Source organism: Streptomyces sp. NPDC012474, assembly GCF_042955185.1.
In the GTDB taxonomy this organism is placed as follows: Bacteria; Actinomycetota; Actinomycetes; order Streptomycetales; family Streptomycetaceae; genus Streptomyces; species Streptomyces cahuitamycinicus.
Window position 1 is genome coordinate 128,610 of the sequence record NZ_JBIBEP010000021.1, and the last position, 21,176, is coordinate 149,785.

A 21,176-nucleotide genomic window follows, 5' to 3' on the forward strand; every position below is an offset into this window, starting at 1 on the left:
CGTCTCCGCTCCGGGCCGCCGCGTCGCCGCCCGGGCGCGATGAACGTACCGACTGGTCGGACCGGGTGGAAGGCCGCCGGGGGTGAACGGCCGGATCAGATGTACGAGCGCAGCCAGCGCAGCTTGGCCGCCTGCTGGAAGGGACCGCCGCCCTCGTGGTCGTTGAACTCGTAGACCTCGATCGCCTTGTCCTCGTGGCTCCACGCGTTGAACGCCGCGAAGACGGTCGAGGGCGGGCAGGTCTGGTCCTCCAGGGCTGCCGAGAAGAGCGCCGGTGCCCGGCCGCGGGCGGCGAAGTGGACGCCGTCGAAGTAGGACACCGTGCGCAGGGCATCCTCGGTGCGGCCGCGGTGCGTCTTGAGGTAGAGACCGATCTCCCGGTACGGGTGCCGGTCCGTGATCGTCGCGGCGCGGGGGAAATCGCACAGGAAGGGCACGTCCGGCGCGATACCGGCAAGGTCCGGGACCAGGCCTCCGACCGCGATCGTGATGCCGCCGCCCTGGCTGGAACCGACGGCCACCGTGCGCGCCGGGTCGGTGAGGGGGTGCGAGCGGGCCGCCTCCACGGCACGCACGGCGTCCGTGTACACCCGGCGGTAGTAGTAGTTCTCCGGGGCGTCCATGCCGCGCGTCATGAAACCGGGGTAGGCGGGCGCGCCTCCCACCGGGTCCGCCGTGCCGCCGCCCCCGCCCCAGGCGCTGCCCTGCCCGCGGGTGTCCATCACGAAGTGTGCCCGGCCCGAGGACGCCCACAGCAGGTGCTCGTGGGGCAGCCCGCGTCCGCCGCCGTATCCGATGAACTCCACGACCAGCGGCAGCGGGCCGTCCGCCCCGGCCGGGAGCGTGAGCCAGCCCTTGACCGGATGACCGCCGAAACCGGCGAACGTCACATCGAACACCTGCACGGTGGTCAGGCCCGTGTCCACCGGTTCGAAACGGGCGTCCAGATCGTGCCCGCGCGCCTCCTGGAGGGTCTTGGACCAGAACGCGTCGAAGTCCTCGGGCTCGATGGCCGCGCTGCGGTACTCGCGGAGTTCGTCGAGCGGAAGGTCGAACAGGGCCATCTGGGACCGCCTTGGATGAGGAGCCGCTACGGGGTGCAGTGCGGATGATCACATTACGTGAGTGGTCGGAGGACTGACCAGGGTGCCTGATGTCCGCCGCCGCGTCTCACGCGTCGCGGTGCGTCCACTGCGGTTCCGTACGGGCCCATGCCCGGTCCCACTCGGCCAGCCGGTGACGCATCGCCACCCTGCGAACCAGGAAGTGGCCGAACAGCACCACCAGCACCGCGCCGCCGGCGGCGCAGGTACCGATGGTGAGGGTGTGCTGCCAGACCGCCGCTCCGTCCACCGGCGGCAGCACGTTCCGGCCCCGGTCGTCGAACCAGACGTCCACGGTCTCGCCCTGCCGGGTGTCCACGGGGACCCGGGCCGTCTCGGTGCGCGTGCCCTCGCCCGGCTCGGTCCAGCGCACGGTCGCCCGGTAGGCGTGCTGCTCGCCGGCCTGCACCGACGGCAGTGAGTCGTCGTTCCTGTCGATCACCTCGGCCCGGACGCGATGCCGCTCGGCCCGCTGTTCGGCAGACACCGACCGCGCCTCTCCGTGGGCCCACCAGGCGGCGGAGGTTCCGGCCAGTGGCGCGCCCACGAGGACGAGGACGGCGACCACCAGTACCGTCCACGCTTCCACGACATCCGACCGGCGCCGCAGCGGACTGCGCCGCCAACGCCAGCCGCGCACCCGGGTTCGCATGCACACCTCCTCGCCGTCACCCCGCGGCCCGGAGACCCGGACCGGCCGAGCGCCGCGGTCCCGCCACGCGTGAGAGTGCCCTCACGGACGGAGTACCCCCTCCGGCGCCCGCCGATCGCCCCCGGGGCCGTACGCACGGCGGAAGCGCCCTGCGGTGGCCCTCCTGCTGGGCCCCGGCGCGACCGCGGCGAAACAGCGGGTCAGCCGAAACGCTCGATGCGGATCCGGTCCACCGGCTGACCGACCGTCACGAGCAGCCGGGAGGCGTGCTCGGCGAAGGCGTTGGAGCCGCACACATAGGCCTCCCACCCACCGGAAGGCTGCTCGGCCAGGAGCGGCGCCACATGTGCGGCCGCCATACGTCCCACTGCCACACCCTCCGGCGCGCTCCGGGTGAAGACAGGGATCGTCTCCGCGCCCAGCTCCTGCGCGTAGACGAGCTCCTCGGGGCTGCGCGCGGACACCACCAGCCGAAGCGGCACGGTCAGCTTCCGGGCCCGGTGGTGCCGGATCATCGACATCAGCGGTACGACGCCGGAGCCGGCCCCGACGAGCAGCGCGGGCCGGTCGCCCGGCCAGGCGAAGAAGCCGCTCACCGGCCCCCGCACCTCGACCCGGTCGCCGGGCCGGGCGACGGTGTGGAACCAGCCCGACACCTCGCCGCCCTCGACGTGGTCCAGGGTCAGCTCGATCTGCCCGGAGCCGTCCGGCGCGGACGCGATCGAGTAGTGCCGCCGGGCCGCGTAACCGTCCTCGGCGGTCAGCCGCACCATCAGGTGCTGGCCGGGCAGATGCCCCGGCCAGCCGGGCACCGCGAGCCGGAAGGTGACCACCCGCGGGGTCTCCCGGCGGATCCCGGTGATGGTGGCGGTCTGCCACTGCGACGCGGCCTGCTCGCTCACAGCGATGCGCCCGGGCACGGCGAACCCCGTCGGGGGCACGAAGATGTCCGTCACCGCGGTCTCAGTCACCGGAGTACCTCTGCTCCTCCCACGGGTTGCCCCGCTCGTGATAGCCGTTGCGCTCCCAGAAGCCCGGCTCGTCGTGGTCGAGGATCCGCAGGCCCGCGATCCACTTGGCGCTCTTCCAGAAGTACAGGTGCGGCACCAGCAGCCGTGCCGGGCCGCCGTGCTCGGGGGCCAGGGGCTTTCCGTCGTACTCCCAGGCGATCCAGGCGCGTCCGCCGGTCAGGTCGGCGAGCGGGAGGTTCGCGGTGTACCCGGTGTGCGAGTAGGCCACGGCATGGGTGGCCGACGCATGGGGCCGGGCCGTGTCCAGGAACGCGTCCAGGGACACGCCGGCGAACCGCACCCCGAACTTCGACCAGCTCGTCACACAGTGGATGGCCCCCTCGTACGCCGACGGCGGCAGCCGGTGCGCCTCCTCCCAGTCCCAGGTGCGGGGCTCGGCAACCAGCCCGTCGACACGGAAGGTCCAGTCGGCGGGCGCCAGCTCGGGAGTGACCTCGGCGGACAGCACGGGCCAGTCGTCGCCCGCGTCGTACTGGCCGGGCGGCAGACCGGGGTCGGCGACGCGCGGTCGCCCGGTGAAGCCTCGGGTGATGTGCATGCGGTGGTGCCTCCGGGCCGGGCCGGCGGTGCCCCGCGGGACCGGTGTGCTCGGTGTTTGCGTCCTCAACCGTACGTGCAGGGCGTCCTGGCCCCGCCGGCCGGGAGCGGGCCTACGCGTTGTAGCGCACGAGGTACTCCGAGAACCGGCGAAGGTCCTCCGCCGGCCAGCCGGCCAGGCGCTCCCGGAAGGCCGCCCGGCGGCTCTCCGTGACCCGGGCCAGGATGTGCCGCCCGGACCGCGTCAGATGCAGGACCTGGACGCGCTGGTCCGCCGGGTCGGGTCGGCGCTCGATGAGGCCGGCGCGCTCCAGCCCTGCCACCTGGCGGCTGACGGTGGACTTGTCCAGGGCGTAGTGGGCGGCCAGGTCGGTGGCCCGGCATCCGCCGCTCTCCTCGAGGTGCCCCAGCAGCGTGTACGACACCAGCGACAGCTCGGGGTGCATCCGGCCCGCCGCGGCCCGGGCGCGGCGGGCGAAGACCGTCATCTCCCGCTGGATGCTCTCCACGGCGTCGGCGCTGTGCACGGGGCCTCCCTCACCACGGTGCTGCACGGCTCCTCCCATGGTTGCACAACCCAACCACCCCGACCCGGGCGGCGTCGCGACCGCCGTACGGGGCGCCGGGCCGTCGGGTAGGGTTGCCGTCCGGCCGGGGAGGGACCCCGCCGTCGGAAGCCGACGAGGAGGTGAGACCCATTACCGCTGTGTCAGTTCGGGTGCTCTCCTCTCGACGTCGCGCGGATCGCCGGTCGTAGGCGACCGCCGGAGCGCCCTTCGGTTCCCGAAAGGCTCTGGGCTTCATGCCGTCTCTGTCCTCCCTCCCCTCTTCCACGCCCTCCCGTGACGCGGTCGTCACCGCCCTGCGCACCGCGGGGTGCGTCTTCGCCGAGGACGAGGCCGCGTTGATCCTCGCCGCCGCGGGCACCCCGGCCGAGGCCGCCGCCATGGTCGAGCGCCGCGTGGCGGGCCTGCCGCTCGAACTCGTCGTCGGCTGGGCCGACTTCCGGGGCCTGCGCATCGCCGTCGCCCCCGGTGTCTTCGTGCCGCGCCGACGCACCGAGTTCCTGGTGGAGCAGGCCCTTGAGCGGGCGCCCGGGGCCGCCGTCGTCGTGGACCTGTGCTGCGGCTCGGGCGCCGTGGGAGCGGCGCTGGCCGCCGCGCTCGGCGACGTCGAACTGCACGCCGCCGACATCGACCCGGCCGCCGTGCGGTGCGCCCGCGGCAACATCGCCGCCGCCGGCGGCCAGGTCCACCGGGGAGATCTGTTCGAGGCGCTGCCCGACGCGCTGCGCGGTCGCGTCGGCATCCTCGCGGCCAACGTGCCGTACGTGCCGAGCGACGAGATCGGGCTGCTTCCGCAGGAGGCCCGTGACCACGAGCCGCTCACCGCCCTCGACGGCGGCACGGACGGCCTCGACGTGCTGCGCAGGGTCGCGGCCGAGGCGCCACGCTGGCTCGCCCCCGGCGGCTGCGTCCTGGTGGAGACGAGCCGGGACCAGGCCCCGGCCGCCGTCGAGGCCTTCGAGCGCACCGGCCTTGCGGCTCGGCTGGCCGTGTCGGAGGAGCTGTACGCCCACGTGGTGATCGGCGTCAGGGCGTAGGACCCGCAAGCCCTCGGTCCGGTGGGGTGGCCCGCGCGATGAGCAGCGCCACGTCGTCGAAGTTGTCCGGCTCGTGCAGTGTGCGCAGCAGCAGGTCGCAGACCTCTTCCAGCGGCCGGTCGGGCCCGTCGAGCAGGGACAGCAGGGTGCCGAGCCGCTCGTCGAGCGGGTCGCGCCGGGTCTCGACGAGGCCGTCGGTGTAGAACACCAGCCGGTCGCCGGGTTCCAGGTCGACGGTGGTGGTGGAGAAGGCCACACCGCCCACCCCGAGCGGCACTCCGGTCGGCAGGTCGAGCAGCTCCGGGGGCCGGCCCGTTCGTGCGCGGACCGGCGGCAGATGTCCGGCGTTGGCGATCCGGCACTGCCGCAGATGCGGGTCGTGAACGGCGTAGACGCACGTGGCGATGGTCTGTTCGAGACCCGCGGTGATCTTGTCCAGGTGCTCCAGGAGAACGTTCGGGTCGAGGTCGAGGGAGGCGAGGGTGTTGGTCGCGGTGCGCAGCCGCCCCATGGCCGCCGCCGCGGGGATGCCGCTGCCCATCACATCGCCCACGACGAGCGCCGTCTTCCCGGCGTCCAGCGGGATCACGTCGAACCAGTCGCCGCCGACCTCGCTCGTGGCCCCGGCCGGCTGGTAGCGGGAGGCGACCTCGAGTCCGCCCGTGACCGGCGGATGGCTGGGCAGCAGGCTGCGCTGCAGAGTGAGCGCGGTCTCACGGGCGCTCTGGTACCAGCGGGCGTTGTCGATCTGCACGGCGGCCCGCGCGGCCAGCTCGCGCGCCAGCAGCAGGTCGTCCTCGCTGAACGGCAGCGGATTGCGGGTGCGTTTGAGGTCCAGGGCCCCCAGCACCTCGCCCCGCGCGATCAGCGGCACGGCCAGATACGAGTGCACCCCGGCCCGGCCCAGCAGCTCCGCGGCCTCGGAGGAACGGGCGATGCGGTCCAGGTCCTCGTCCTTGACCTCCGGCAGCATCACGGGGCTCGCCGTGCGCACGCACTGGGTGACGAGCCGGTCGGGCGCGTACCGGGCCACCTGCCCGGGCGGGTCGGCCGCCTCCAGCGCCTCGGCGGAGTCGTACCCCTGCACCGCCAGCGCGCGGATCACGGCCGCCTCGGAGGGGCCCAGGCTGGTGCGCCGGCCCTGCACCACCGCGTCCAGCAGGTCGACGGCCGCGATGTCGGCGAGCTCCGGCACGGCCACCTCGGCCAGTTCGCGGGCCGTGCGGTCCAGGTCCAGCGTGGTGCCGATCCGGCCCGAGGCGTCGGCGATCAGGGCCAGCCGCCGGCGGGCCGCCTCGGCCTCGATGCCCGCCCGGTACTGCTCGGTGACGTCGACGATCGAGACGGCCACGCCCAGCACGGTCCCGAAGGCGTTCTCCAGCCGGTACAGCGAGATCGACCAGGCGTGGTCCTGGTGCGGGTCGGCGTGGGTACGGCCGATCGTGGACTGGTCGACGACCGGTGTGCCCGTTTCCAGGACCCGGCGCGTCGCGGCCTCCAGGGCGTCGACGTCCATCCGGGGGACCACCTCCCGGGGGGTGCGGCCCAGGTGTTCCCCGGCCGGCACGCCGTTGATCTCCTCCAGTGCCCTGTTGACCGAGACGTACCGCAGCTCGGTGTCCAGCACGGCCAGCCCGATCGGGGACTGCGCGATCATGCGCGTCGACAGCGCCACCTCCCGCTCCAGCCGGTGCACGGTCGTCTGGTCGGCGCACAGCCCGAGCGCGTAGACGTCGCCCTGGTCGTCCAGCAGCCGCATGTTGCGGAACTCCACCAGTTGGGTTCCGCCGTCCTTGCGGCGGATCGGGAAGGCCCCCGCCCAGCTCTGCCCGGTGCCCATGACATCGGCGAACAGCTTGACCACCAGGTCGACGTGCTGTTCGTGGACCATGATCCGGGCGGCGTACTGCCCGAGCGCCTCCCGCGCCTCGTACCCGAACAGCTCCTCGGCCTGCGGGCTCCACAGCACGATGCGGCCCTCGGAGTCCAGGACCACCGAGGCCACGCGCAGCACGTCCAGCAACCCGCTCGGGCGCGCCGACCCGCGCACCGGACCGTCGCCCTCGGACTCGGGAGACCCGGCTGCACTCATCCCACGCCCCGCCTTCGCCGTCCTCGCGGCACGCCGTCGTGTGCCGACACCCCATGTTCTACCGCGCGGAGCCGCTTCCCGAAGGCCCCTTCCGCCACCTTCCACCATCCCCCAAGGCGGCGCGGGCCGCCCCGCAAACCCGACGCCGGAAGCGGGGCACCGCCGGTAGTGCTCGCCGGAAGGTGGTGCTTTGCTGGGGTAGGGGCGGATACGGCATCCGGTGGCCACGAGAGGAGCGATCACGATGGCGATGGACCACGAGCGACCGCACCCCCACTCCGTCTCGGTGGAGATCAGCGGGTGCAGCAAGCACGACGCGCGGATCGTGTTCGACGCGCTGTGCTCCTGCTTCGAGTCCGACCGGTGCGCCGACGACGTGCCCGAGGAACTGCATGAGACCCGTCCGACCGTGTGGCTCGGCACCTTCGACGTCGCCGACGAGCACGAGGGTGCGCGGCCGGTGCACCTGTCGTCCTCCGTGGAAGCCGACCTGCACGGCGGCTACTGGGCGATCGAACGGTTCCGCACGACCCTGGACTCGCTGTTCGACGTGCACGATCTGAGCACGGTCTCGGGCGACCAGGAGAAGGAACTCCACGTGCGTCTGCGGAGCCGGTGACCGCCCCTCGGCCCGTCAGCAGACCGAGGCCGGTTTGCCGGTGGACGGCGTGCGCCACCGGCAGGTACGCCAGATCCACGGGGTCGTCCACACCTACCACCTCACGGCGTGTCCCGGAGTGCCCCGACGTCCCGTGCAGGGTGATCCGGGCCCGGCACGGCCCGCGCCCGCCTACCGCGGCCTCGTCGGCACCCGGGGAGCCGATCATCACCCCGGCCGGACGGACCGCGTCCGTATCGGCGCGGTGGACCCGGGCGTCTCCCGGGCGCCCGTGTGCTCGCCGGTGCTCGCCGGCGTCGAGCAGCACCGCGAGCCGGCCGCGCAGCCCGGCCGACCGCCCGTGCAGCTCGGTCGCTACACGACAGAACAGGGCGGCGGCGAGCTTCGAGTCGGCCGCGCCCCGTCGGCGCAGCCGGCCGTCGACGACGTCCCCGGCGGTGGGCGGGAAGGAGCAGGCCGTCTCGTCGCCGTACGGCGCGGTGTCCACACAGGCGTCCAGCGCCCACCAGGGCCCGGGCCGGCCCGCGGCGATCTCCACCAGCAGCGCGACCGGGCGGCGGGTGTCGTCGTGGAGGCGGCGTGCGGCAGCCCGCGGCCGGTGAGCCGGTCCTCCGGGACCACCAGGACGGGTTCGGGTCGTCGAGTCCGGCCCGGCTCGGGCGGCGGATCAGCTCACCGGCGAGGTCCACCACCGCACGGAGCGGTCCGAGGTCCCTGGTCATGACCCTGCTGTGCCCTCCATCACCTTGTGCAACTAGTTGCATAAACCGTCGGTAGTCCTCTACAACTACAGGCACGACACCGCGCACGGAGGGCCCGATGAGCCGTTACCCGCACCTGCTGACCCCCCTCGACCTGGGCTTCACGACCCTGCCCAACCGTGTCCTCATGGGCTCCATGCACGTGGGCCTGGAGGAGGCCGAGGGCGGCTTCGCGCGCATGGCCGCCTTCTACGCCGCCCGCGCCCGCGGGGGAGTGGGCCTGATCGTCACCGGCGGCATAGCCCCGAACGACGAGGGGCGCCCCTATGAGGGCGGCGCGAAGCTCACCACCGAGGCGGAGGCGGAGCAGCACCGGGTCATCACCGACGCCGTGCACCGCGAGGGCGGGCGGATCGCGATGCAGATCCTGCACTTCGGCCGGTACGCCTACCACCGGGATCTCGTCGCGCCGAGCCCGGAGCAGGCGCCCATCAGCCCCTTCCCGCCCCGCGAGCTCACCGAGGCCGACATCGAGCGGACGATCGAGGACTACGTCCGCACCGCCCGCCTCGCCCGGCAGGCCGGCTACGACGGCGTCGAGATCATGGGCTCCGAGGGCTACCTCATCAACGAGTTCATCGCGCAGCAGACCAACCACCGCACCGACCGCTGGGGCGGCTCGTACGAGAACCGGACGCGCTTCCCGCTGGAGATCGTGCGCCGGGTGCGCGAGGCGGTCGGCGAGGACTTCATCGTCATCTACCGGCTGTCCATGCTCGACCTCGTCCCGGGCGGCTCGACACTCGACGAGGTCATCACCCTGGCCAAGGCCGTCGAGACCGCCGGCGCGACGATCATCAACACCGGCATCGGCTGGCACGAGGCCCGTATCCCCACCATCGCCACCTCCGTGCCGCGCGGCGCGTACACCTGGGTGACCAAGCGGCTCATGGGCGAGGTGTCCGTCCCGCTCGTCACCACCAACCGCATCAACACCCCCGAACTCGCCGAGGAACTGCTCGCCGAGGGCGCCGCCGACATGGTGTCGATGGCCCGCCCGATGCTCGCCGACCCCGACTTCGTCACCAAGGCGGCCGCCGGCCGGCCCGAGGCGATCAACACCTGCATCGGCTGCAACCAGGCCTGCCTCGACCACACCTTCAGCGGCCTGATCACCTCCTGCCTGGTCAACCCGCGGGCCTGTCACGAGACCGAGCTCGTGCTCTCCCCGACCCGGCTGCGCAAGCGCGTCGCCGTCGTCGGCGCCGGACCGGCCGGGCTGGCCTGTGCGGTCTCCGCCGCCGAGCGCGGGCACGACGTGACGCTGTTCGACGCGGCGAGCGAGATCGGCGGCCAGCTCAACGTCGCCCGCAAGGTCCCCGGCAAGCAGGAGTTCGACGAGACGCTCCGCTACTTCCGCACCCAGCTCGACTGGCACGGCGTCGACATCCGGCTGAACACGCCCGTCACGGTCGCGGACGTCGACGGCTACGACGAGGTCGTCGTCGCCACCGGCGTCAGCCCGCGCACCCCCGAGATCCCCGGAGTCGACCACCCGAGTGTCGTCGGCTACCTGGACGTCCTGCGCGACGGAGCCCCCGTCGGCGACCGGGTCGCGATCCTCGGCGCGGGCGGCATCGGCTTCGACGTCGCCGAGTTCCTCACCGACGGCGGCGACAAGGCCCACGAGGACCCGAAGACGTACTTCCGCCAGTGGGGCGTCGACATGGACTACCGCGGCCCCGGCGGCCTCGCCGCACCCGAGCGGCCCGCCCCGCCGCGCACCGTCCACCTGCTCCAGCGCAAGACCTCCAAGGTCGGCGCCGGCCTCGGCAAGACCACCGGCTGGATCCACCGGGCCGAACTCAAGCACCGCGGCGTCACCATGGTCCCCGGCGTGCGCTACGACCGGATCGACGACGCCGGACTGCACATCACCGTGGGTGAGGAGAGCACGCTGCTGGAGGTCGACACGATCGTGCTCTGCACGGGCCAGGAACCCCGCCGCGCCCTGTACGAGGAACTGCTGGCCGCCGGGTGCAGCGCGCACCTCATCGGCGGCGCCGACGTGGCCGCCGAGCTGGACGCCAAGCGCGCCATCAAGCAGGGCACCGAGCTCGCGGCCGCCCTGTAGTGCGGTGCACCGTCCCTAGGATGAGGCCATGTCACTCCCGCACGCGATCCTCACCGCCCTGCTCGAGAAGCCGTCGTCCGGGCTGGAGCTGACCCGCCGGTTCGACCGGTCGATCGGTTACTTCTGGTCGGCGACGCACCAGCAGATCTATCGCGAGCTCGGGAAGCTGGAGGCCGACGGCCTCATCAGGGCCCTGCCGTCACAGCAGCCGGCCCGCGGGCAGAAGAAGAGCTACGAGGTCCTGCCGGCGGGCCGCGCCGAACTGGCCCGCTGGACTTCTGCCTCCCAGGACCCCAAGCCGCACCGCGACACCCTGCTGCTGCGGCTCAGGGCGGCGGCGGTGGTCGGCACGGCGGGGCTGGAGACGGATCTGCGACGCCATCTGGAACTGCACGAACGGCAGCTGGCGGAGTACCGGGAGATCAAGCAGCGCGACTTCCCGCCCGGCCGGGACGGCACCGAGGACCGGCTGCGGCATCTGGTGCTGCGGGCCGGCATCGACCTGGAGACCTTCTGGACCCAGTGGCTGCGGCGCGCCCTGGCGGACTTCGCCGAACTTCCGGACGGCGAACCGATCTGAGCGTCCCGCCGGTCCCCGCCGCGACCTGACGGCGGCCCGCCCGACCGGAGCGCTTCGGAAGGGGCGGGCCGCCGTTCGCACCGGATCAGAGCCGGTGCGGCTTGTTGCGCCGGCGCAGGTACCAGGCCGTGGCGAGCAGGCCCGATCCGACCAGCGTGCCGCCGGCCACCAGCGTGACGGTGCCGTAGTCCGTCGAGGACCCGCCGACCCCGCCCATGACGCCGCGGGACGGCGAGGCGGTGGGGGTCACGGACCGCGAGGGGGACGGGGAGGTGGACACCACGACCGACTGGGTGCCGGCGGTGGTGCCGTCCGAGCAGATGACGATCACCGTGTACGTGCCCGCGGTGACGCTGGACCAGGCGGCGGACTGGTTCGTCGATGTCCCGGACAGCGTCACCTGGCGGCCCTGGGCGAAGCTGCCCTGGCTGCTGGTGAGGAGCGAGGCGGTGCCCCAGCTGCCGTTGATCTGCGTGCACGAGCTGGTCGTGACCGACACCGTGGACCCCGTGGTGCTCACGGAGATGCCCGGGCCCGCGACAGCGGCCGAGGCCAGGGCGAGGGGCAGTGCGGCAGCGACTGCCACGGTCAGGCCGGAGCGGAGAACTGGCGATGAGTTGCGCATGTGGACTGCCCTCCGGCGGCACGGTTGGCGGTACATCCCTTGCGCCGCCGAGGGTCGGGGAACGCCCGTGCTGCCTCGGGGTCAGCCAATGCGCCCCCGGCCTCCGCCGCACTCCGAGCGCCTCCGTGCAGGTGACGGGTTCCCGCTCCCGGCCGATGCCGAGGGACGGTCAGCGCCCCGCGCCCGTCGTCACCGCCCGCTCCGCCGAGAAGCCTCCCCAGGTGCCGTCGGGCAGCATCGCCCGGACGCGGACCCGGTGGGTGACACCGGCTTTCCGCCCCACGTAGAAGCTGTACACGGCCCGGTCGCGCGGCACGCTGCCGCCGTACACGAGGGACGTGGCGGGCCGGCCGTCCAACTGGATCTGGTACTCGGCGATCTCACCGTCCACGCGGGGTGGTTCCCAGCTCAGGTCGACGTGGTACGCCCCGTCCTCGCGGTGGCTCGTCGCCCGGAAGCCCGTGGGGGCCGTGGCGCGTCCGTCGTCCGTACCCGGGGTGGTGAGGCGGACGGTGGAACTGGCGGGGGAGACGTTGCCCGCCGCGTCCCGGGCCCGGACGGTGAACGTGTAGTCCGTGCCGGGCCGCAGCCCCGTGAGCACGGTGGCCGTGTGGCCCCCGCCCACACTGTGGATCTTCGTGGCTCCCTGGTGGATGTCGTACGAGACCACGCCCCGGTCGTCCGTGGAGGCGGACCAGGACAGCCGGCCGGTCCGGCTTCCGGCCGCCCGGCCCTCGGGCGCCGCCGGGCGGGTCGGCGCGGAGCGGTCGTCCGCGACGGCCGCGGGCGTCTTCGCCCGCACCGGGCGGCTCGGCGGCCCGAGCCGCCCGCCGGCGTCGCGCGCCCGGACGGAGAAGGCGTACCGCGTCGAGGGCCGCAGCCTGGTGACGTCCACCATGTGCTTCGAACCCGGCACCTCGGTGACCTTGGTGGTGCCGCGATACACCTCGTAGGCCTCCGCATTGGCGGTCGCGTTCCACATGACGTGCACACTCGTCGCGCTGCCCGCCGCGGCGGTGACACCCGTGGGCGCGCCGGGCACGGCACCGCCGTCCCCTTCCTCCGCTCCGGCCCAGCCGCAGGAGGCGACCAGCGTGAGAGCGCCGCAGACCGCCAGGTGACGCAGGAGGGACGAGGGAGCGGAGGAACGGCTTCGCACGGCACTGCCTCCCGGGGGCGGCACACATGAATGGTCCGAACCAATATGACGCCGTTGGCGCGATCACATCAAGAGGGTGTGGTCCGTGGCGCGGAACCAGCTCCCGGAGAAGGCACGGCACCACCGCCGGGCGCGACCACCCGGGACAGTTACGTATGCTGAAGGTCACCACGGCCGAACTCCTCGCGGACACCAGGGAGTTCGGACCTGTCGCGCGGACAGCTGTCGTCGCAGATCCCGCGCCGGCGCAGGCGGCCGGGCGGCCGGAGCCTCACACGGACTCAGGCCCCCGGCCCCTGTCGGGGGTTGGGGACGTGCACCGTCCGGCCCCCCAAGGGTGGCCGGGTGATCGCCCCGGGACCAGATTGGGCTGAGTGCCCGTCAGGTCCCCCACGAGAGGCTCCCGTATCGTGCGTGTCCAGTCGCTCACTCTGGCCGCGGCCAGCGCCGCCCTCCTCGCCCCGACGACACCGCCCGCCGCACAACCCCACCCCGCGGTATGGCGCGAGAGCACCGTCAGCGCCGCCGAACTGCTCGCCCGAGTGCGGCACTGCGATCCCGTCTCGCGCGGCCGCTACCGCAGCGACAACGGCGCACCCGCGAACATCCCGGTCTGCGGCACCCGCGACGCCGTGTTCTGGAAGGCCGACATGGACATCGACTGCGACGGCCGCCCCGGACCCCGCTGCAACAGCCGCACCGACCCGTACTTCGCCGCGAGTACGGCCTACGCGCAGTCCGACGGCCGCCCGCTGAGCGCCGAACGCCTGCCCTTCATCGTCGTACCCGCGCCGAGCGGTCTCTGGGACTACCGGGACCACGGCATCGGCGGCGGTTCGGTGGTGGCCGTCGTCTACCGCGACCGGGTGCAGTACGCCGTCGTCGGCGACACCGGCCCGCAGGGCATCATCGGGGAGGCGTCCTACGCGACCGCCAAGGCCCTCGGCATCCGCGCCGATCCGCACGGCGGCGGCGTACCCTCCGGCGTCACCTACATCGTCTTCAAGAACACCAAGGTGTCGCCCATCGAGGACCACGCGGCGGCCGTGACGGAGGGGGAGCGGGTGGCAAGGCGGTTTGCCGACGGGAGCCGGGCGGACGCAGACTGAGCGGCTCACGGCGTGTCACGGGTACGGCCGCGGCCGGGTGTGCCCGGCCGCAGCCGTCGCTCACACCTTCCGGTAGGTGTACGCCTCCGTGGCGGCCGCCTCCACCGCCGCCAGGTCCGCCCCGGTGGACGCCGTGACGACCGCGGCCACGGCCCCCTCCACGAAGGGCGCGTCCACCAGGCGAGTGCCCTCCGGGAGTTCGTCGCCCTCCGCGAGAAGCGCCTTCACGGTGAGCACCGCGCTGCCCAGGTCGGTCAGGACGGCGACCCCGGCGCCCCGGTCGACGGACGCGGCCGCCGCGGCGATCAGTTCGGAACTCGTCCCCAGTCCACCGCCCTCGGTGCCGCCCGCCGGAGCGACGGGCACCGCCGGGCCACCGCCGGCGAGCCCCTTCGCCAGCTCGGCGACCGACGCGGCCACCTCCGCGCTGTGCGACACCAGCACGATCCCCACCAGCTGCTCGTCACTCACCGGCGGCCTCCGCGAGTCCGGCGACCAGCAGCGCCGCCGAGGTGGCCCCCGGGTCCTGGTGGCCGATGCTGCGCTCGCCCAGATAGCTCGCCCGGCCCTTGCGCGCCTGCAGGGGCGTCGTCGCCACCGCGCCCTCCTCGGCGGCGGTCCGGGCCGCCGTGAACGAGTCGCCGAGCGCGTCCACCGCGGGCACCAGCGCGTCGATCATGGTCTTGTCGCCCGGGGCGGCACCGCCGAGCGTCATGACCGCGTCCACCCCCGCCCGGAAAGCCTCGGCCAACTGCTCCGCGCTGACCTCGCCGGCGTCGCCCAAGGCCTTGCCGGTACGGCGCAGCAGCGTCCCGTACAGGGGCCCCGAGGCACCGCCGACCGTCGAGATCAGCTGGCGTCCGGCCAAGGTCAGGACCCCGCCGGGTGTCTCCGGGGCCTCCTTCTCCAGAACGGCCACGACGGCCGTGAACCCGCGCTGGAGGTTGCTGCCGTGGTCGGCGTCCCCGATGGGGGAGTCGAGGGCGGTGAGCCGTTCCGCCTCACGGTCGACGGACGCGGCGGTGGCCGTCATCCAACGGCGGAAGAAATCGGCGTCGAGCACTGGATCTCCTTGCCTGGTAGGTACGTGGTGATCCTCTACCCCCTGTGTGTCACACACCCCAGCGCAGACCCGGGGTCTTCACCGGCGCGTCGTACAGCCGCAGCAGCTCCTCGTCGACCTGGCACAGGGTGAGCGAGGCGCCCGCCATGTCCAGGGAGGTGACGTAGTTGCCCACGAGGACACGGGCCACGGGGACGCCGCGCTGGGCGAGCACCCGGTGCACCTCGGCGTTGAAGCCGTACAACTCCAGCAGGGGCGTCGCACCCATGCCGTTGACCAGGACCAGCACCGGATTGCGCGGCTGCAGGTCCTCCACCACCGCCTCGACGGCCGCCTCGGCGATCTCTCCGGAGGTCATCATGGCGCGCCGTTCCCGGCCGGGCTCGCCGTGGATGCCGATGCCCAACTCAAGCTCGCCGGGCGGCAGATCGAAGGTCGGGCTGCCCTTGGCCGGGGTGCTGCACGCGCTCAGCGCGATCCCGAAACTGCGGGAGCTCTCGTTCACCTGCCGGGCGATGGCCTCGACCCGCTCCAGAGGCATGCCCTCGGCAGCGGCGGCACCGGCGATCTTCTCCACGAACAGGGTCGCGCCCGTGCCGCGCCGCCCGGCCGTGTACAGGCTGTCGGTCACCGCCACGTCATCGTTGACCAGCACCTTCGCGACCTGGATGCCCTCGTCCTCGGCCATCTCGGCGGCCATGTCGAAGTTGAGCACGTCACCGGTGTAGTTCTTCACGATGAACAGCACGCCGGCCCCGCTGTCCACGGCGGCGGCCGCGCGCAGCATCTGGTCGGGCACGGGGGAGGTGAACACCTCGCCCGGACAGGCCGCGGACAGCATGCCGGGGCCCACGAAGCCACCGTGCAACGGCTCGTGCCCCGAGCCTCCGCCCGAGACCAGCCCCACCTGCCCGGCGACGGGAGCGTCCCGCCGCACGACCACCCGGTTCTCCACGTCCACGGCCAGCTCCGGGTGGGCAGCCGCCAGACCGCGCAGCGCGTCCGCGACCACGGTCTCCGGGACATTGATCAGCATCTTCACGGGAACCTCCTAGACAACCTAGTAGATGAGCCCTTGAACTCCAGCTTCGCAGGCCACATTACGTTTGACCAGTTGTCGATCTTGGCTGTCCCCGACTCCGCTCACGAGCCGTCAGGTACGGGACGCCGGTGGCCGGGCAGCGCTTGCGCGCACCAGATCGTCTTGCCGTTGCCGGTGTGGCGGGTGCCCCACCCCTGCGTGAGCTGGGCAACGAGCAACAGACCCCGGCCGCCCTCGTCGAAGGCGCGGGCCCGGCGCAGGTGCGGGGCGGTGTTGCTGGCGTCGGAGACCTCGCAGATCAGCGAGGCGTCGCGAATCAGCCGCAGCCTGATCGGCGGCTCGCCGTACCGGATGGCGTTGGTGACCAGCTCGCTGACGACCAGTTCGGTGACGAACGACGCGTCCTCCAAGCCCCAGGCGTCCACCTGGTCGACGGCGAACTTCCTGGCGTGCGGCACCTGCGCGGTGTCGGGCTCGACGTCCCAGTCGGCGACGTGGTGGGGATCCAGCGCGCGCGTGCGAGCGAGCAGCAGGGCGGCGTCGTCGGTCCTGCTGTCCAGGAGCATGCCGTCCATCACCGTGTCGCACAGCGCCTCCAGCGAGGTGGCCGAGTGATTCAGGAGCCGCCGCAGTTCGGTGATCCCGTCATCGATATCGCGCTCGTGGCTCCCCACCAGCCCGTCGGTGTAGAGCGCCAGCAGGCTGCCCTCGGGCAGTTCGAGCTCGGCGGCCTCGAACGGCAGACCACCGAGGCCGAGCGGCGGCCCCGGATGGGCGGGTACCGGGGTCCGGGTGCCGTCCGGGGAGATGATCAGCGGCAGCGGATGGCCGGCGCTGGCGAACGTGAAGCGGCGGGAGACGGGGTCGTAGACGGTGTACAGGCAGGTGGCGCCGGACTCGCCGGCCGACTGGAAATGGCCGTCGGGCTCATGGTCACTGGCGAGGTGCAGGACCAGGTCGTCCATGTGGGTCAGCAGCTCGTCGGGCGGCAGGTCGACGTCGGCGAGCGTGCGGACCGCCGTGCGCAGCCTGCCCATGCTGGCCGAGGCGTGCAGGCCGTGGCCGACGACGTCGCCGACGACCAGGGCGACCCGGGCGCCGGACAGCGGAATGACGTCGAACCAGTCACCGCCCACTTCCGTGCCGGTCCCGCCGGGCAGGTAGCGGGATGCCACCTCGACCGCCTCCTGGTTCGGCAGCCCCTGCGGCAGCAGGCTGCGTTGCAGGGTCAGCGCGGTGGCGCGCTCGCGCGAGTACCGGCGGGCGTTGTCGATGGCGACGGCCGCCTTGGCGGTCAGCTCCTCGGCGAGGATCAGGTCGTCGGCGGTGAAGGCCTCGGGCCGGTCGAGGCGGGAGAAGGAGACGACCCCGAGCAGCGCGCCGCGCGCCCGGAGGGGCACGGTGATCCGGCCGGTCATCCCCGCGGCGGCGATGGATCCGTCGATCACCGGGTTGCCCGGTGGCCAGTGGGCCGGGTCGGCGGCGAGTCCGGGACCGAAGGCCCATTCGCCGCCCTGGCCGGGGTCAGCGGCGAGCTCGACCGTGGACCTGCCGGTGGTCAGGCAGCGGGCGGCGACGGAACCGGCAGGGTGCGTGACCGGTGTCGTGGGCCCCGCGACCCGGCCGGCCTCGTCCTTCGCGCTGTGCTGGGCGGCCCGGCCGAGCCTGATCGCCTCGCCGGACGTGAAGGCGGACACCGAGGGGGGTTCCTCCCCACGCAGCACCTCGTCGAGGAGATCCACGCTGACGAGGTCGACGAACCCCGGCACCGGGGTCCTGGCCAGTTCCTGGGCGGTGCCGATCACGTCGAGCGTCCGGCCGATGCCGCCGCTGGCTTCGTTGAGGATGAGCAGGCGTTGCCGGGCCCAGTACTCGGCGCTCATGTCGAAGCCCCAGTTGGCGATCGCGCGGACCCGTCCCTGGGCATCCCGGACGGGCCAGATGCTGGTGGCCCAGGCATTGGCGTAGTCACTGCCGCGAGGGCGGAAGACGGTGATGAGACGCGCGGGCTCGCCCGTCCTCGCCACTTCGGAGAGCGTGTCGGTGTAGGGCTTGTCGTCCCTTTCGGGAAACAGTGTGCGGTCGAACTCGGGAAGCACCTCTCGGTACTTCTTGCCGAGCACCTGTTCCTCGGAGTGCGCTATCACTCGGCCCGAGGAGTCGTTGATCCACAGAAACCGCAGCTCAGGGTCGTAGACGCCGAGAGCGAAGGGACACTGCTCGAAGGCCCGGTCGGCGATCACCGGGCGGCGTCCCCAGCGCTGGACGGTCACCGCGTGCCCTATCGCCCGCCCGTCGGGGCCGAACAGCGGGTGGGCGGCCAGCACGGCGTCCACCGTGGAACCGTCCCGGTGCCGCAGTGCTGTGAACCCCGTGGAGTCGGGGCCGGCGCCATAACCCCCGGGGAAGCCGGGGGGCGGGGGATCGACCAGCAGGTCGGTCACGGGGCGGCCCACGGTGTCCTCCGCGGTCCAGCCCAGCAGCAGCCGGCCCCCGTCGCTCCAGCCGCTCACCAGGCCGTCCGGATTCACCACGACAACGGCAGTGGGCGCGTCCTGCTTGTCGGCCATCTCCACGCGGCACGCCTCCGTCCGGACAGCGGTCCCCATCGGGGCTCGTTTCCAGCGGCCGCTTCCAGCCTAGGCCCGCCGCAGCGCCAGGGCCCCTCGGGAAGAGGGAAGGCGCCGCTCAGCAGCAGCGGCCGCACCGTACGACCTCGATACCTCGGAGGAATCAGGAAGCGACTCGCAGGAAGGGGATGCCGATGTCCGGCTCGCCGGTTCCACGTCGCGACACCGCAGCCTGCGGCCCATCGCCGGGTGGGCCGCAGGCTGCGGTTCGGTCGGATGTTCGGCCGGCGGTTCGCGTGAGGGATCAGTAGCCGTAGATCATCTTGTAAGCGACCTCCGGGAGGAACTGCCCCGCCGAGGAGCCGCTTCCCACGCCGCAGTTGCCGTCGGACTCGCCCGGCACCTTGATCCACAACAGCATCTCGGCGCCCCCGCCCAGCCGGGTGGGAGTGCCGGTACGGCGGCCTGCGGGGTTGCACCACTGGCCGTTGGAGCCGTTGCCGTTGCGGCTGGTGTCCACGACGAACGGCTTGGTGTAGCCGTACCGGGCGGCGAGTTCCCTGTTGACGGCGTCGGCGTACGCGGTGTTCTCGGCGGTGGTCAGGTAGTTGGAGACGTTGAGCGAGAAACCGTGGGCCTGCCGGACACCCGCCTCGTGAAGACGCCGGGCCATGGTCGCCGCGCCCGCCCAGGCGGGGTTGCCGGCGTCGAGGTAGACCCAGGTGTTGGGCGCCTGGCGGTTGAACTCGCCGAGCGCTCCGGTCAGCATGCTCTCGCGTTCGTCGATCTGGGCCTGGGTCATGCAGCCGTAGTCCCCGAGAGAGTCCGGTTCGAGGACGACGACGGCCGGGCGGCCGGCGATCCCGCCCGCGAACTGGGCGATCCAGCTTCTGTAGGCGGACGGCGAGGAGGCTCCGCCCGCGGAGTGTCCGCCGCAGTAGTCGCGGTTGTAGATGTTGTAGGCGACGAGGACGGGCAGTTTGTCCCGGGCGTCCGCGGCGCCCGCGTACGCGCCGGTGGCGGTTCCGATGGTGCCGCTCCAGGAGCCGAACCAGCGGGCCGTCGGGACATTCGCGATCGAGGCGTTGATCGCGGACGCCCGGCCGTCACGGGGGTTGGCGGCGACCCACCGCTTCGCGCTGGAGTCGGGGTCCGCATAGAACCCGTTGGTCATGGTCGTCGGGTCCGCCGCGTGGGCGGTCGGGGCGGCGGCGAGCGCCAGCGGCAGTGCGGAGAGCGCTGCCACCAGGGCGAGGAGTCTGCGGCGCATGACGGGTACCTCGGCTTTCTGTCGGGGGTGCGTCCGAAGGTCGGCGGCGGGCGGGGGAGCGCTCCCGCCGGGAGCGCTCCCCACGGCAGGGTCGGTCAGCTCCTCGAGTAACGGCTGGGCAGAGCGGCGACGTCGGTGGCGCCGCGTGAGCCGGTGGGCGTGCCGCTGGTGACGGCGGACGTGCCGTCGGTGACGGCGGACGTACCGCGGGTGGCGGCGGACGTGCCGCTGGTGATGGCGGACGTACCGCGGGTGGTGGTGGGCGTGCCACCCATCGCCGTCAGCGTCGCGTTGTACGCCGGCTTCTTGTTGCCGTTGCGGTCGAACAGCAGCGGGTTCTCGCCGCTGCGCCAGGAGTCGCTGTCGCGGATGCCCCAGACGGTGATGCCGGTGCAGCGCGCCACGTTCATGCAGGCCCTGACCGTGTTCGCGTAGGCCGTCGGCGGCGCCTGCGCGATGTCCAGCTCGGTGATCTGGACGTCCACCCCGAGGGCGGCGAAGTTCGACAGCGTCGTCTGGAAGCCGGCGGGCGGGCCACCGGCGCCGAAGTGGGCCTGGAGGCCTACGCAGTCGATGGGCACCCCGCGTGCCTTGAAGTCGCGCACCATGCGGTAGACGCCCTGGGTCTTGGCGGCGCTCCAGTTCTCGATGTTGTAGTCGTTGTAGCAGAGCTTGGCCGCCGGGTCGGCCGACCGCGCCGTGCGGAACGCCTGCTCGACGAAGCCGGTGCCCAGCACGTCCCGGAAGACCGAGCTGCGCATCTGGCCGCTGCTGCCGTCCGCGAAGGCCTCGTTGACCACGTCCCAGGAGTGGATCCGGCCCTTGTAGCGGTTCATCAGGGTGGTGATGTGGTTGTTCATCACGCCGCGCAGGGTGTTCGCGTCCCTGATGGAGCCGACCCAGCCGGGCAGTTGGGAGTGCCAGACCAGGGTGTGGCCGCGCAGGCGCTGACCGCGGGCCTGTGCGCGATGGGCGATCTGGTCGGCGCGGCTGAAGGTGAACGAGCCCCGGGACGGCTCGGTCGCGTCCCACTTCATCTCGTTCTCGGCCGTGACCGAGTTGAACTCACGGTCCAGGATGCCGGTGTACGTGCCGTCGCCGAGCTTTCCGGCGGCCACGGCGGTTCCGAAGTACCGTCCGGACTGGGCGGCCTGGGCACCGAGGGTGGAGGCCCGCACGGCGTCGGGCGCGCCGGTCGCCGTCCCGGGTGTCACCAGGACGGTCGCGGCCAGCAGGCCGAGGACGGAGGCCCGGCGACAGCCGAGCCGTTTCAGCGGGTTCATGGG

At 72.8% G+C, this 21,176-nt stretch carries 18 protein-coding genes and 1 pseudogene; 5 read left to right on the plus strand and 14 right to left on the minus strand.

Annotation, left to right across the window (positions count from 1 at the left end; genetic code table 11):
- Positions 1-95: 95 nt before the first annotated feature.
- From ACFY9S_RS34320 to ACFY9S_RS34340, 5 genes are all read right to left on the minus strand, one after another.
- Positions 96-1,064: an acetylxylan esterase gene (locus ACFY9S_RS34320; RefSeq protein ID WP_391136450.1), complete on the minus strand. Its 969-nt coding sequence runs from the start codon at positions 1,062-1,064 to the stop codon at positions 96-98.
- Positions 1,065-1,170: 106 nt separating this feature from the next.
- Entirely contained in the window at positions 1,171-1,755 is a 585-nt protein-coding gene (locus ACFY9S_RS34325; protein WP_391136453.1) for a hypothetical protein, read from the minus strand.
- Positions 1,756-1,955: 200 nt separating this feature from the next.
- Positions 1,956-2,711 carry an FAD-binding oxidoreductase gene (locus ACFY9S_RS34330; protein ID WP_391136603.1) on the minus strand — a complete coding sequence of 252 codons (756 nt, stop codon included), beginning with the start codon at positions 2,709-2,711 and terminating at the stop codon, positions 1,956-1,958.
- A gap of 7 nt (positions 2,712-2,718) precedes the next feature.
- Positions 2,719-3,324, minus strand: a complete 606-nt coding sequence (locus tag ACFY9S_RS34335; RefSeq protein WP_391136456.1) for a molybdopterin-dependent oxidoreductase — start codon at positions 3,322-3,324, stop codon at positions 2,719-2,721.
- Positions 3,325-3,436: 112 nt separating this feature from the next.
- A complete protein-coding gene (locus tag ACFY9S_RS34340; RefSeq protein ID WP_391136459.1) occupies positions 3,437-3,889 on the minus strand; it encodes a MarR family transcriptional regulator in 453 nt (150 codons plus the stop codon).
- 236 nt (positions 3,890-4,125) lie between these two features.
- On the opposite strand from ACFY9S_RS34340, the gene ACFY9S_RS34345 reads away from it, so the two are divergent.
- Positions 4,126-4,926: a putative protein N(5)-glutamine methyltransferase gene (locus ACFY9S_RS34345; protein ID WP_391136462.1), complete on the plus strand. Its 801-nt coding sequence runs from the start codon at positions 4,126-4,128 to the stop codon at positions 4,924-4,926.
- Here the strand turns inward: ACFY9S_RS34345 and ACFY9S_RS34350 are convergent.
- Positions 4,916-7,018 (minus strand): SpoIIE family protein phosphatase, encoded by a 2,103-nt coding sequence (locus ACFY9S_RS34350; protein ID WP_391136465.1) that lies wholly within the window; start codon positions 7,016-7,018, stop codon positions 4,916-4,918. The two genes, ACFY9S_RS34345 and ACFY9S_RS34350, sit on opposite strands and share 11 nt — an antisense overlap.
- A 250-nt stretch (positions 7,019-7,268) precedes the next feature.
- Between ACFY9S_RS34350 and ACFY9S_RS34355 the strand changes: the two genes are divergently transcribed.
- From ACFY9S_RS34355 to ACFY9S_RS34365, 3 genes are all read left to right on the plus strand, one after another.
- Positions 7,269-7,637, plus strand: a complete 369-nt coding sequence (locus ACFY9S_RS34355) for a hypothetical protein (RefSeq protein ID WP_102909522.1) — start codon at positions 7,269-7,271, stop codon at positions 7,635-7,637.
- An 819-nt stretch (positions 7,638-8,456) separates the two neighbouring features.
- On the plus strand, positions 8,457-10,472 hold the full coding sequence (locus ACFY9S_RS34360) for an FAD-dependent oxidoreductase (RefSeq protein ID WP_391136468.1): 2,016 nt from the start codon (positions 8,457-8,459) through the stop codon (positions 10,470-10,472).
- Between the two features lie 28 nt (positions 10,473-10,500).
- Positions 10,501-11,052 (plus strand): helix-turn-helix transcriptional regulator, encoded by a 552-nt coding sequence (locus tag ACFY9S_RS34365; protein WP_391136471.1) that lies wholly within the window; start codon positions 10,501-10,503, stop codon positions 11,050-11,052.
- An 85-nt stretch (positions 11,053-11,137) separates the two neighbouring features.
- On the opposite strand, the gene ACFY9S_RS34370 is transcribed toward ACFY9S_RS34365, so the two are convergent.
- On the minus strand, positions 11,138-11,677 hold the full coding sequence (locus ACFY9S_RS34370; protein ID WP_391136474.1) for a hypothetical protein: 540 nt from the start codon (positions 11,675-11,677) through the stop codon (positions 11,138-11,140).
- A 169-nt stretch (positions 11,678-11,846) separates the two neighbouring features.
- Positions 11,847-12,836, minus strand: coding sequence for a fibronectin type III domain-containing protein (locus ACFY9S_RS34375; protein WP_391136477.1), 990 nt, complete (start codon positions 12,834-12,836; stop codon positions 11,847-11,849).
- A gap of 410 nt (positions 12,837-13,246) precedes the next feature.
- On the opposite strand from ACFY9S_RS34375, the gene ACFY9S_RS34380 reads away from it, so the two are divergent.
- Positions 13,247-13,945, plus strand: coding sequence for a glycoside hydrolase family 75 protein (locus ACFY9S_RS34380; RefSeq protein ID WP_391136480.1), 699 nt, complete (start codon positions 13,247-13,249; stop codon positions 13,943-13,945).
- Between the two features lie 60 nt (positions 13,946-14,005).
- Here the strand turns inward: ACFY9S_RS34380 and ACFY9S_RS34385 are convergent, their stop codons facing one another.
- The 6 genes and pseudogenes from ACFY9S_RS34385 to ACFY9S_RS34410 all read right to left on the minus strand — a co-directional run.
- A complete protein-coding gene (locus ACFY9S_RS34385) occupies positions 14,006-14,416 on the minus strand; it encodes a PTS-dependent dihydroxyacetone kinase phosphotransferase subunit DhaM (RefSeq protein WP_391136483.1) in 411 nt (136 codons plus the stop codon).
- Positions 14,409-15,008 carry a dihydroxyacetone kinase subunit DhaL gene (gene dhaL / locus ACFY9S_RS34390; protein WP_391136486.1) on the minus strand — a complete coding sequence of 200 codons (600 nt, stop codon included), beginning with the start codon at positions 15,006-15,008 and terminating at the stop codon, positions 14,409-14,411. Before dhaL ends, ACFY9S_RS34385 begins: the two co-directional genes overlap by 8 nt.
- A gap of 49 nt (positions 15,009-15,057) precedes the next feature.
- On the minus strand, positions 15,058-16,050 hold the full coding sequence (gene dhaK / locus ACFY9S_RS34395) for a dihydroxyacetone kinase subunit DhaK (RefSeq protein ID WP_391136489.1): 993 nt from the start codon (positions 16,048-16,050) through the stop codon (positions 15,058-15,060).
- 101 nt (positions 16,051-16,151) lie between these two features.
- Positions 16,152-18,659, minus strand: coding sequence for a SpoIIE family protein phosphatase (locus ACFY9S_RS34400; RefSeq protein WP_391136492.1), 2,508 nt, complete (start codon positions 18,657-18,659; stop codon positions 16,152-16,154).
- Between the two features lie 265 nt (positions 18,660-18,924).
- Entirely contained in the window at positions 18,925-19,890 is a 966-nt protein-coding gene (locus tag ACFY9S_RS34405; RefSeq protein WP_391136495.1) for a glycoside hydrolase family 6 protein, read from the minus strand.
- 98 nt (positions 19,891-19,988) lie between these two features.
- Positions 19,989-21,173, minus strand: a pseudogene (locus tag ACFY9S_RS34410) (endo-1,4-beta-xylanase); the annotation flags it as partial.
- Positions 21,174-21,176 lie beyond the last annotated feature (3 nt).